The 14,113-nt window shown below is 74.2% G+C and carries 1 protein-coding gene (only partly in view); it reads left to right on the forward strand.

The window, feature by feature from the left end:
- Positions 1-14,113, forward strand: the 5' portion of a protein-coding gene (locus ACN261_RS20740; RefSeq protein WP_425851663.1) for an SDR family NAD(P)-dependent oxidoreductase. The gene runs 4,898 nt beyond the window's last position; the window shows 14,113 of its 19,011 coding nt (coding positions 1-14,113); its start codon is at positions 1-3; its stop codon lies off the right edge, out of view.

A 14,113-nucleotide genomic window follows, 5' to 3' on the forward strand; every position in this document is an offset into this window, starting at 1 on the left:
ATGACGGCCCGACACGTCATCCTGGGCCTGCCGACGCTCGCCACCGGCGGTCTCTCCGAGAACTGGCTGTTACGCGAGTGCGGCGACCTGCACTGGTCCCTGATCGGCGAGCACTTCGGCACCTCGGTGACCAAGCTCGCCGACTCCGACGGCACGCGACTGCTCCCCGCCTTCGTCCGGGTCCGGCACACCGCGAGCGCCTCCTTCGCCTCGTTCGCCGAGCTGGACGAGGGCGAGATGACCGGCCAACTGACCAGGCTGGACGACCGCCGTTTCCTGTCCGACATCCGCTTCACCACCGGGACGGCGCACGTCGACGTCCGGTTGCTCACCGTCTTCGTCCGCCGTTCGGACCGCAACTGGCTGGTCCCCGGCGTGCCACAGGTGCCCGGCTGCCTGCCGGTGCGCGAGCCGACCGCCGACCAGCTCGACTTCCTGCACGACTTCCAGACGCACGGTGGGCGGGAAGCGGGTGGCTCCGGCCTGCACACCGAGCGTTACGAACTCAATCCGGTCGTGGACGTCAACGCCCTCGGCCTGCTCTACTTCGCGTCGTACCCGCACATCAACGACCACGGCGAGCGCCGGTACCTGCACTCGCTGGCACCCGGCGGCGAGTGGGCCACGGCCGCCGCCACCGTCAGCCGCGACATCATGTACCTGGCGAACTGCGGTGCCGAGGACGCGGTGCGGTACCGGCTCGACGACCTCCGGTGGGAACACGGCCACCGGGTGGTGCTGGCCTCGACCCTGCTACGTGAGCGGGACGGCAGGCCGCTGGCCCGCATCGAGACCGTGAAGGTGCTCCGCGGTAGCAGCGTGTTCGGTGCCCTCTGGGGCGACCACGTCGCCGCCACCGGTGCCCCCGCCCCGCCGGCGGACGCCGGCCCCGACACGACCGCCCCGCCGGCGGACACCGGCCCCGGGACGACCGACCTGGACGCGCTGCTGCTGCCGCTGCTCGAACGGGCGTTGGACCGGCCCGCCGGCACCCTGGCCGCCGACGACGACCTACGCCGGTACGGCCTGGACAGTGTCGCGCTGGCCGAGGTCGTGGCGCTGGCTGAGGGCGAGCACGGTCTGCGGATCGATCCCAGCGCCATGTTCCAGGCATTCACCGTCGCCGCCATGGGGCGGGTGATCCGCGGCGAGGACCGCGATCCGGAGCCGATCGCCGCCGTCACGGCCGTGCCGCAGCCGCAGACCGCGGCTCCGATCGCGGTGATCGGCATGGCGGGGCGCTTCCCCGGCGCGGCGGGCGTCGCGGAGCTGTGGGACCTGCTCGGCCGGGACGAGGACGCGATCCGCGACATCCCGACCGACCGCTGGGACACCGCCGCCCATCCCGGACTGGTGGGGCGGGCGGCGCTGCTCGACGACATCCGCCGCTTCGACCACGAGTTCTTCGCCGTCAGCCCCCGTGAGGCCGCGCTCATGGACCCGCAGCAGCGGCTCATGCTCGAGGTGACCTGGGCGACGGCCGAGGACGCCGGACAGGACCCCAGCACGCTGGCGGGCAGCCGGACCGGCGTCTACACCGGCGTGTGCCACTCCGACTACGCCGCCGTGCTGGCCGAACACGCCGGGCGCGACGAGCCGCACCTGAGTGTGGCGGTCTCACCGTCGCTGGTGGCCAACCGTGTCTCCTACGCCCTGGGTCTGCGCGGCCCGAGCGTCGCCGTGGACACGCTCTGCTCGTCGTCGCTGGTCGCGGTCGCCAACGCCGTCGCGGCGCTGCGGGCCGGCATCTGCGACCAGGCATTCGCCGGCGGGGTGAACGTCCTGTGCGACCCGGGACGGCACGCCGCGTACCAGCGGGCCGGCGTACTGAGCCCGCGGGGGCGGTGCCACACGTTCGACGACGCCGCCGACGGCTACGTCCGCGGCGAGGGAGCGTGCGCGCTGCTGCTCAAGCCCCTCGACCGGGCCCTCGCCGACGGGGACCGGGTGCACGCGGTGATCCGCGAGGTCGCGGTCAACCACGGCGGCCAGGCCCAGTCGTTCACCGCGCCCAACCCGGACGCCCAGGCCGATCTGCTGGTCAGCGCGTACACCGCGGCCGGCGTCGACCCCACGACCGTCGGCTACCTGGAGGCACACGGCACCGGCACCCGGCTGGGCGACCCGATCGAGGTCTCGGCCATGGTGACGGCCTTCCGCCGGTTGTACGCCCGCAGCCCGCACCCGATGCCGCAGCTACCGCACTGCGGGATCGGCTCCGTCAAGACCAACATCGGTCACCTGGAGTCGGCCGCCGGCATCGCCGGAATGATCAAGGTCATCCTGGCGATGCACCACCGGACCCTCCCCGCCACCCGCAACGTCCGCCGGACCAACCGGATGATCGACCTGGCCGGATCGCCACTATGCCTCCAGGTGCACCGCGCCGCCTGGGAGCCCCCGCCCGGCGGCGGCCCCCGCCGGGCCGGCGTCAGCTCGTTCGGGATGGGCGGCACGAACGCCCACGTGGTCCTGGAGGAGGCACCGCCCACCGCCGACGCGCCGCCCACCGGCCGGGTGACGGTGCCGGTGTCGGCCCGTACCCCGCAGGCCCTGCGGGAAGCGGTCGCCGCGCTGCTGGACGTGGTCCGGTCGCCCCAGGCACCCCCGTTGGCCTCGATCGCCCGGACGATGCGCACCGGGCGCGCCGCGCTGGCCTGCCGGGTCGCCGTCGCGGCGGCTGACCTCGGCGAGTTGGCGGACGGACTCGCCGCCGTCCTGGAGGCCGGGCCGCCCGCCGGTGACGCCCCGGTCGAAGGCCCGGTGCCCGCCGCACCAGTGGTCTCCCTGCCGACCTACCCGTTCCGCCGGGACCAGCACTGGGCCGCGCCCACCGCGACGCCCGAGTTCCTGACCGCGCTCTGGCGGGACGCGCCACCGCCCACGCCCGCCCCGCGGGGCCGCCTCCTGGTCGTCACGACGGACCCGGACCTGGCACCGGCCCTGTTCGGCGACGACGCCGTCGCACACCGGCCCGGTGACCCGTTGCCCGCCGTGGACGGCCTGACCGGGCTCGCCGACCTGGTCGACTGGAGCGAGCCGGGCGCGCTGGTCACCGAGCGGATCGAGCTGCTGCGTGAGGTGCTCGGCCGGCTCCCGCGTACCGGACTGCGCTGCCTGCACGTCAGCGGTGCCCGCCGGTCGGTGCTGGCCGGCTTCTACCGTGCCCTCTCCGGAGAGCTGCCCATGGTCGTCTCCCGCACCGTCCGGGTCGACGGCGACCGGAGCGACCTGGCCGCCGCCGTCACCGCCGAGCGCGCGGCCGACGACCGCGAGACCGAGATCCGGTACGTCGGCTCCCGACGGCAGCGCCGCACGGTCGGATTCGCCCTACCCACCGACCCCGACCCGCTGGCCAACCTGGACGACGGTGCCGTCCTGATCACCGGGGGCACCGGCGCGATCGGCCTGCGCCTCGCCGCCCACCTGGCCGATCGCGGCGCGCGACACCTCGTCCTGATCGGTCGCTCCCCGCTGCCCGTCCGCAGGCGTTGGGTGTCCCTCGCCGCCGCCGAATCGACCGATCCGCTGCTGCGCGCCCGCCTGACCCGACTGCTGGCGCTCACCGACCGGGGCGTGACGCTCTCCGTCCACACCCATCCGCTGGACGACGTGACGTCGCTGCGTCGACTGATGAACCGGGTGCGGGGCACCGCAGGCGACCTCACCACGGTCCTGCACTGCGCGGGGGTGATGCACGCGCCCCAGTCGTTCCTGGCCCGGACCCGGGACGAGACAGCCGACGTGCTCCGGCCGAAGCTCGCCGTCGAGACGCTCTGGGCGGCGTTCGGTGACCGGCTGCCGCGGCTGCTGGTGCTGTTCTCGTCGATCGCCGCCTCGTCTCCCCGACTGGCCGGCGGGCACCTCGACTACGCCGCCGCCAACGGCGTCCTCGACGACTTCGCCGAGGCGCACGCCGACGAACCCCGGTGCCTGGTCCGGTCGCTACGGTTCCCGCTCTGGCGGGGCATCGGAATGGGGGAGCGGCACACCAGCGCCGGGAGCGACCTCGGCATCCCCGACCTGGGCGAGGCGGAGGCGCTACGCCTGTTCGACCTGGCGCTGCGGGTACCGGACGAGCCGGTCCTGTTGCCTTGCCTGACCCGTCGTACGGGCGTACCGGCCGACGAGTTCCTCCGCGCGCCCCGCCCCGCCGCCCCGCCGCAGCCGGCACCGGTCCTCGACCCGGGGGAGACGGCACCGGTCCTCGACCCGGGGGACGAGCCGAGGCCGGACGACATCGACTGGCTGCTCGACGTGGTGGCCCGGACGACCCGTACCGAACGGTCCCTTCTGCGACCCGAGACGAACCTCGTCGACCTGGGCGTGGACTCGCTGCTCATGGCCGAACTGGTCCGCGACCTCGAGGTGGCGGTCCACGACGCCGTGGACCCCAGCCTGCTCCAGGAACATCCGACGCTGGCCGGGCTCGGCCGGGCCCTCACCACCCGGAGCACGCACCCCCCGGCGGCCCGTCCGGCCGTGGTGCCCGCACCGACGCCCGTCCCGCCCGGCACGCCGGTGCGGATCGCGGTGATCGGGATGGGTTGCCGGCTGCCCGGTGCCGCCGACCCGGGGCAACTGTGGCAGGCGCTGCTCGCCGGGCGGGACATGGTCGGCGACGTGCCGCCGGACCGGTGGGACGTCACGGCACTCTACCGGCCGGGTGGCGGCCCAGGGCTCAGCCAGAGCCGGTGGGGCGGCTTCCTCGACGACGCGGCCCTGTTCGACCCGGCCTACTTCGGCTTCGACGACGAGACGGCACGGCAGCTCGACCCGCTGGTGCGCAAGACGCTGGAGGTCGCCGTCGAGTGTGTCCGTGACGCCGGATACACCGACGAGGAGCTGCACGGCCGCCGAGTCGGCGTCTTCGTCGGCAGCCGGACCGGCAACCACCGCACCTACCTGCGCCCGCTGACCCGCGAGTCCATCATCGGGATCAACCAGAACTACATCGCGGCGCACGTGTCGCACTTTCTCGACCTGACCGGCCCGAACCTCGTGGTCGACAGCGCGTGCTCGTCGGCGCTGGTCAGCGTGCACCTGGCGGTGCAGAGCCTGCTGCTGGGCGAGTCCGAGCTGGCCCTGGCCGGCGGTGTCGACCTGCTGCTCGACGAGGAGCCGTACCTCATGCTCAGCGCCGGCAACGCGCTGTCGCCGACCGGACGGTGCCGCACCTTCGACGAGTCCGCCGACGGGTTCGTTCCGGGCGAGGGCGCCGGGCTGGTGCTGCTCAAGCGGCTCGACGACGCGCACCGCGACGGCGACCGGGTCCTGGCGGTCATCGAGTCGTCAGGCGTCAACAACGACGGACGGACGATGGGTCACACCACCCCCAGCGGTCCCGCCCAGCGGGCCCTGATCACCGAGGTGCTGGCCCGCGGCGGGATCGACGCGCGCACCATCGGGTACGTCGAGGCGCACGGCACGGGCACCATGATCGGCGACCCGATCGAGTTGCAGGCGCTGACCGCCGTCTACCGGCGGCACACCGACGACCGGGCCTACTGCGGCATCGGCAGCGTCAAGAGTTCGATGGGTCACCTGCTCAGCGCGGCAGGAATCGCCGGATTCATCAAGGCCGTGCAGACGCTGCGGTACGGGCTGATCGCCCCGACCCTGCACTGCGAGCGGCCCAACCCACGCTTCGCGTTCGCCGAGTCGCCGTTCTTCCCGGCGCGCACGACGACGCAGTTGCCCGCCGGCAGCCGCGTCGCGGTCAGCGCGTTCGGATTCGGCGGCACCAACGCCCACGTCGTGCTCGGCCCCGGCGCACCCGAAGGAACCGGTCGGGCTCCGCTCGCGCCGCCCACGTACCGGCGTCGTCGGTTCTGGCCCCGCGGCACCGCGACCCGGACGATCCCGGCCCACCCCGTCGCCACCCCGGTCCGACCGGCGCGACTGGACCTGACCGTCACCGCCGCGCACGCACCGACCCCCGCCCTCGGGCCGTCCCCGCCGGCAGGCGGCCGGGTGGACCTTCCAGCCGTCAGCTGCCGTCTGCGGGTGATCGGGAACCACCCGATCGTCGACGACCACCGGGTCCACGGGGTCCGCACCCTGCCCGGGGTGACCTTCCTCGACATCGTGTACCGCCTGCTCGACGGATGTGGCATCGAGCCGGGCGGTGTCGGGCTCAGCGACGTCCTCTTCGTCAGCCCGCTGACCACCGGCGGGGACGTCGACCGGGAGGTCACGGTCGCGCTGGAACCGGACGGCGAGGTCGTGCGGGTCACCGCCACCAGCCGGCGGGTCGTGGACGGTGTCGCGGCCGACGACCCGACCACCCACCTCCGGGCCACCGTCCGTACCGGGCTGCCGGCCCTGACCGGGTCGGCGCCACCGGCGGGAGCCGCCGCGCCGCGCGACGTCGGCGAGGTCTACGCGACCGGCAGGTCCGTCGGAGTCGAACACCGGGCCTTCATGCGCTGCCACGGCACGCTGCGGGTCGAGGCGGACACGGTGGTGACGCAACTCGCGCTCGGCACCGGGGCACAAGCCACGGTGGACGACTTCATGCTGCACCCCGCACTGCTCGACGGATCCACCATGCAGGCGTACGCGCTGGCCTTCGCCGGTGCCGACGCCGACGCACGGCCCCTGATCCCGCTGCACATCGGGGAGTTCCGGGCGACCCGACCCCTCGGTGACAGGTGCACCGTCGCGGTCCGGCTGGCCCCGGCGGGACCGGCCGCCGACATCGTCAGGGCGGACATCGATCTGTACGACGCATCGGGCGTGCTGTCCGCCCGCTTCAGCGACCTGGTCTTCAAGCGGGTCCGGTCCACCGAGGCGATCACCCGGCTCACCACCCCGGCGACCGCGACGGCACCTCCCGTGACCACCGCCGCGTCCGGAACGGACGGCTCGCTGCACGCTGAGATCATCGCCATGGTCCGGCAGGCTGCCGGTGACCCGGACCTGCACGTCGAGACCGACTGCGGCTTCTACGACCTCGGCCTGGAGTCGACGCACCTGCTGTCGCTGGTCCGTTCCTTCGAGCAGCGGTGGGGCATCACGCTCTATCCGACGTTGCTGTTCGAATACCCCACCGTCGACGCGGTCGCGGAGCACCTGGCCGGCCTCGTCCCGGCCGCTCCGCCGGGCGGGACGACACCGGGACCGCGCGACGACGTCCCGGACGGCACCGCGTACGTGACAGGCGAGTGGTGCGCTGCGGTCCGGCCGGACGTGCCGTCGATCGGACCGCTGGTCGTCATCGGCGATGCCCCGCTGCGGCCCGACCAGATCGTCGTCCGGCGCGGCCCGGCCTTCCGGCGCTGCGGCGACCGCGAGTACGAACTCCGCCCCGGTGACCGGGCCGACCTGCAGACCCTGCTGGCCAGCCTGCCCACCGCCCCCGGGGCGGTCGTGCACGTCGGACCGCCGGTCGGCGACGACCTCCCGGCGGCGGTGGAGACCGCGTGCCGGGAGATGCTGGCGATCGCCCAGGTGTTGCTGGCCGCCCCGGTGCCCGTCGTGCACGTGGCGCAGCCCCTGGTGGCCGCGGCGGTGGCGGGCATGGCCCGCACCATCCGACTCGAACAACCGCGCCTCGCGGTGACCGCGGTGGAGTGCGCGGGCGACCCCGATCCGCAGGCCGTGCTCGCCGAGCTGGCCGATCACGGTGAGACCTGGGTCCGGCACGAGGCCGGCCGGTTCGTGCGCCGCTACCGGGACGAGACCCCCGGCGACGGGCAACCGCTGCGGCCCGGCGGCGTCTACCTGATCACCGGTGGGGCCGGTGGCCTGGGCCGGGCGCTCGCCACGTCCCTCACGTCGCGGGGCGCCACCGTCGTGCTCGCCGGACGTAACCCGGCGCGGGAGTCGCCGGCCGCCGAGTTCGTCCGCGCCGACGTCACCGTGGCCGCCGACGTGCGGCGGCTGGTCGACGGGATCATCGCCCGGCACGGCCGGCTCGACGGCGTGGTGCACGCCGCGGGTGTCCTGCGCGACGGCCTGCTCGCGGGGAAGTCCCCGGACGACCTGTCGGCGGTGCTGGCACCGAAGGTGCGCGGCACGGTGCTGTTGCACGAGGCGACCCGGCACCTCGACCTGGACTTCTTCGTCGCGTTCTCCTCGGTGACCGGGGTGGCGGGCAACGTCGGGCAGGCTGACTACGCGGCGGCGAACGCCTTCGTCGACGCCTACGCACGCGAGCACGGGCTCACCTCGGTCGCCTGGCCGCTGTGGGCGGACGGGGGCATGCGCACCGACCCGGCCACCGGGGCGGTGTTCCGCCGCCAGGGGCAGACGCCCCTGCCGACCGGGACGGGTCTCGCGGTCCTCGACGCGATCCGGGACCGTCGGGGCACCGAGATCGTCGTGCTGCACGGCCGACCCGACCAGGCCCGTCGGGCACTGGGCCTGCGCGAGCCCGCCACCCCCTCGGCGGTCACGACCGCGGCACCGCCCACGGACGGCTCGCGTGCCGCCCGCCCGTCGACGTCCGGGGAACCTGACCGGGCCGCCGTGGGCGGATCCGGGTCGTCCGACCGGGACATCGCCGTGATCGGCGTGGCGGGCCGCTACCCGATGGCTGCGGACCTCGACCGGTTCTGGGCGAACCTGCTCGACGGACGCGACTGCGTCACCGAGATCCCGCAGCAGCGCTGGCGGCTGGACGGCTTCTTCGCCCCGGAGCCGGCCGCCGGGCGTTCGTACAGCAAGTGGGGTGGATTCCTGGACGGGATCGACGAGTTCGACCCCGCGTTCTTTCGCATCACGCCGCGCGAGGCCGAGGGCATGGACCCGCAGGAGCGGCTGTTCCTGCAGGTGGCGTGGCACGCGTTGGAGGATGCCGGGATCACCCGCACGGCCGTCGCCGGCCGAGGAGTGGGCGTGTTCGCCGGTGTCATGTTCACCCAGTACCAGATGCTCGGCCTCGGCGCCGAGGACCGGCTACCGGTGCTGCCGACGTCGTTCGCGTCGTCGGTCGCCAACCGGGTCTCCTACTTCCTCGACGCGCGTGGCCCCAGCCTCGCGGTGGACACCATGTGCTCGTCCTCGCTGACGGCGCTGCACCTGGCCTGCGAGAGCCTCCGCTCCGGGGAGAGCGGGCTGGCGCTGGCCGGCGGGGTGAACCTGATCGTCCACCCGTACAAGTACCTGCACCTGAGTCAGGTCGGGTTCGTCTCGTCGGACGGGCGGTGCCGGGCCTTCGGCGCCGGCGGCGACGGGTACGTCCCGGGTGAGGGTGTCGGTGTCGTCGTCCTGAAACCCCTCGCGGACGCCGTGGCGGACGGGGACCGGGTGCTCGCGGTGATCAAGGGCAGCGCGATCAACCACGGTGGACGCGCCAGCGGATTCTTCGTCCCGAACCCGTCGGCACAGGCCGACGTGCTCAGGCAGGCGCTACGCCGGGCCGGGGTCGACCCGGCCACGGTAAGCTACGTCGAGGCGCACGGCACCGGCACCGCCCTCGGCGATCCGGTGGAGATCTCCGCCCTCAGCCAGGTCTTCGACACCGGGACCACCCGGCTCGGCTCGGTGAAGTCGGGCATCGGCCACCTGGAATCCGCCGCCGGGATCGCCGCGTTCACCAAGGTGCTGCTGCAACTGCGGCACCGCACCCTGGTGCCCTCGCTGCACGCGCGCCCGGCGAACGAGGCGATCGACTGGGAGCACTCGCCGCTCAGCGTCCAACAGCAGACCGAACGGTGGCACAGCCCGGATGGCCTGCCCCGGCGGGCCGGGATCAGCGCTTTCGGCGCCGGGGGCAGCAACGCCCACGTCATCGTCGAGGAGTACCCGCAACCCGCCCCGGAGACAGGCACCGGGCCGCAGGTGGTGCTGCTGTCCGCACGTACCCCGCAGGCCCTGCGCCTGCTCGCCGAGCGGTACACCGAACTGCCCGCCGGGGACCGGCTGACGGAGCTGGCCGACGCGGCCGGGCTCAGCGACGCCGACCCGGACGCCTCCTTCGAGGACCTGGGTCTGGACGCGGACGATCTGCGTCGGCTCATGCAGGCGGTGGCCGCCCGCAGCGACGGACGGGTGCCACGGATGGACGCCCAGTCCAGCCTGGCCGCGGTGGCGCGGGCGCTGGGCGGCGGCATCCCGCTCGCGGACGTCGCCTACACCACCCAGGTGGGGCGCGACGCGATGGTCGAGCGGCTGGCCGTGGTGGCCACCGACGTCGAGGAACTGCGGGCGGCGCTGCGGGCCTTCCTGACCGGTGACGGGTCGCGGGTCCACCGGGGCCGCGCCACGACGCCGGCCACCGCGCCCGCGTCGACCGACCCGGACACCCTGGCCGCGGCCTGGGTGACCGGTGCCGCCCCGGACTGGCGGGCGCTGCACCGCGACCGGCGGGCACACAAGGTCGCCCTGCCCGGCTACCCGTTCGCGCGGGTGCGGTGCTGGGTCGGGACGGACACCGACGCGACCGGTGCCGTCGACGGCACGGCCGTTGCCGTCGACACCAGCCGTGCCGTCGACGCGAGCGGTGCCGCCGGCACGGGCGGTGCGGCCGGGGCCGACGGGGCGGCCCGACACCGGGAGCCGGTGCCGTGCGACGCCGACGTTCCGTCGTGGGAGGTGTGCGCCAGCCCCGAGCCGGTGCCCACGCAGGGGCCCGTTCTGGTGCTCTACGCGCCCGGGCGCAAGAGGCTGGCGACCGGCCTGGCCGCCAGGCACCCCGGCGCGCAGCTCGTCGAACTCGGCGGCAGCGTCACCGGCGACCCGGGAGTGATCTACCTGCTCACCGGGTCGGCACCCGCCGTCGGCACCGAGACCGCGCGGGTCGCCGACGGCGAGGCGGCCGGGGTACGCGCGCTGGCCGCCTACGCCCGTCGCTGGGCGCACCTGCCCGAGCTGCACTGGATCGTGGTCACCGTCGGTGCGGCCGCCCCGCCCGGACGGCAGCTCACGGACCCCTACGTGGCCGGGGTCCTCGGCCTCACCCGGGTACTGGAGAACGAACATCCGGGCTGGTCGGTCGCGGCTGTCGACGTCGACCCGGCCCACGTGTCCGCCGGCCTGCTCGCCCCGGTCCGGCGCGGCACCCGGGTCGCCTACACCGGGGCGACCCCGCACCGGCTGACACTGCGCCCGGCGCCCACCCCACGCGGTCCCGAGCTGCTGCGCCGTGGCGGCCGCTACCTGATCGTCGGTGGTGGCGGCGGGATCGGCCTGGCCCTCGCCCGGAAACTCGTGGCGGACCGGGGCACGGAGGTGGTGCTGGTCGGCCGCCGGGAGCGACCCGACCTCGCGGCCGAGCACGGTATCCGCTACCTGCGTGCCGACGCCCGTGACGTCGGGCAACTCGCCACGGTGCTGGAGCGGGCGGGCACGGTGCACGGGATCATGCACGCCGCGATGGTCCAGCGCTCCCGGCTGGTCCGCGACCTCACCGACGACGATCTCGTCGAGAGCCTGGGTGCCAAGTCCGGCGTCGCCGCCGCCCTGATCGACGCCATCGACGCGCGGGAACTCGACTTCCTGCTCTTCTTCTCCTCCGCCCAGTCCTTCCTCGGCGAGCCCGGTCTGGGCAACTACGCTGCCGGCTCCACCTTCCTGGACGCCTACGCGCACGCCCTCGACGAGCGTCTGCCGTACCCGGTCCGGGCCATCAACTGGGGCTTCTGGGGGACGGTCGGTTCGGTCGCCACCGACCGGCACCGCGCCGAGTTGACCGCCGCCGGTTTCCACTCCATCACCGCCGAAACCGGTTTCGGCACGCTGACCGAGGCGTTGCGCCGACCGGCTCCCCAACTCGTGGTGGTGCCCGGCACCGCCGCGTTACGGGAGCGGATGACCGCCAGCGAAGGGACGACAACGGGCGTGGCCGCCACCGACGGATTGACCGACGCCGAACGGATGGTCGTCGACGACTTCCACGCCGTCGACGGGCAGCTGACCGCCATCGCCCGCAGCGCGCTGCTGGCCCTGCTGCACGAGATGCACGCCTGGCGCGGACCCGACCCGGACGCGACCGAGGTCGCCCGCCGGGTGGGTGTCACCGCCCGCTACGAGCGCCTGCTGCACACCCTGCTGACCATGCTCGCCGACGGCGGTGTGCTCACCGTCCACGAGGGTCGGTTCCGGCCCGAACCGGCGGCGCTCGCCGACGCTCTGGCCGGCGGTCACGGCGCGCGCCTCGACCAGCTGGCCGCCGCGAACCCCGACTCCGCGGTCTTCGTCGCGTTGCTGCGTCGCTGTCTCGACCACTACCCGGAGCTGCTCCGCGGCGAGCTGCTCGCCACCGACCTGCTGTTCCCCGCCTCGGGCACCACCGCCATGGAACAGATCTACCGGGGCAACCCGATCAGCGACCTGTACAACGACCTGCTCACCGCACGGCTGCTGGAACACGTCGACCACCGCCGGGGACGGCTGCGCCCCGACGACCCGATCCGGATCCTGGAGGTCGGCTCGGGCACCGGTGGCACCACCGCCGGTCTGCTGCGTGCCCTGGCCGCCCACGGCGAGCACCTGGAGTACTGGTACACCGACCTGTCGGTGGCCTTCCTGGCGCACGGTCGCCGCGAGTTCGGCGGACGGTACCCGTTCGTGCGGTTCAAGCGGCTGGATCTCGACACCGACCTGGTCGCCCAGGGGTTCCCCGCAGCCGGGTTCGATCTCGTGGTCGGGGCGAACGTCCTGCACGCCACCTCGGACGTGAGCCGCGCGGCACGGCACCTGCGCGCCGTGCTGCGTTCCGACGGGCAACTGCTGCTCAACGAGCTGACCACGGTCACCCTCGCCGCCACCGTCACGTACGGACTGTTCGACGGCTGGTGGGCACACACCGACACCCGGCTGCGCCTGCCCGGGTCGCCGCTGCTGAGCGTGTCGGGCTGGGACGCGGTGCTCAGCGCAGCCGGCTACGCCCAGGTCCGGGCGGTGCCCGGGCCGGCACCGACCTCCCGGAACTTCCAGCACGTCATCGTGGCCGCCGCCGCGGCACCCGTCGACGAACCGGCACCGGCACCCGGGCCGGTCGCGGCGCAGGCCCCGGCACCCGACGACGCCCCGTTCACCGCCGAACTGCTGGCGCTCACCGCGGCGGCCTCCGGAATCCCCGTCGAGGATCTCGACCTGGACACCGAGATCGGGGAGTACGGGTTCGACTCGGTCAGCTACAGCCTGCTTGCCGGGCGGCTCAACGACACCTTCGGCTTCGACGTCACGCCCGCCCTGTTCTACGAGACCGCCACCCTGCGCGCACTGGTCACCCGGCTCGGGCGGGACCACGCCGCACTGCTGCGCGACAGGTACCCGCAGGCCGTACCGCAGACGGCGCAGCCCGACAGGCGGCCGGCGCCCGCGCGACGGACCGGAGCCGACGACCACATCGCGGTGATCGGCCTGGCCGCGCGACTGCCCGGCAGCCCCGACCTGGACGCCTTCTGGAACAACATCGTGGCCGGTGCCGACCTGGTCAGCGACGTACCCGCCGACCGGTGGGACTGGCGGTCCCTGCCCGACGGCGTGCACGCCCGGCGCGGCGGCTTCATCGGCGACGTCGACCGGTTCGATCCGCTGTTCTTCGGCATATCGCCGGAGGAGGCCGACGGCATGGACCCCCAGCAGCGCCTGCTGCTGGAGGGGGTGTGGAGTGCGCTGGAGGACGCCGGACTGCCGCCGGGCACCCTCGCCGGTCGACCGGTCGGGCTGTTCGTCGGCGTCGGGTCCAGCGACTACGACGAGATCCGCCGCCGCTCGGGCAGACCCGTCGACGCGTACGCCGCCACCGCGACCGCGCACTCCATCCTGGTCAACCGGGTGTCCTACCTGCTGGATCTGCGCGGCCCGAGCGAGCCCGTCAACACCGGCTGTTCCAGCTCCCTGGTGGCGATCCACCGTGCGGCTGCGGCGCTGCGCGCCGGGGAGTGTGACGTCGCGGTGGCCGGAGGCGTCAACCTCATCCTGTCGCCGCACAACCATGTGCTGCTCAGCCGCACCGGCATGCTCAGCCCGTCCGGGCGCTGCCAGGCGTTCGACGCGCGGGCGGACGGCTTCGTCCGGGGTGAGGGGCTGGGCCTGGTCGTGCTCACCCGGGCCGGCGCGGCGGGTCGGCACCTGATCCGCGGGCTGCTGCTGGGCTCGGCGGTCAACCACGGCGGTCGGGCCCGGTCGCTGACCGCGCCCAACCCGGCCGGACAGGCCG

The sequence above is a fragment of the Micromonospora sp. WMMD723 genome (assembly GCF_049863385.1).
Taxonomy (GTDB): Bacteria; Actinomycetota; Actinomycetes; order Mycobacteriales; family Micromonosporaceae; genus Micromonospora; species Micromonospora wenchangensis.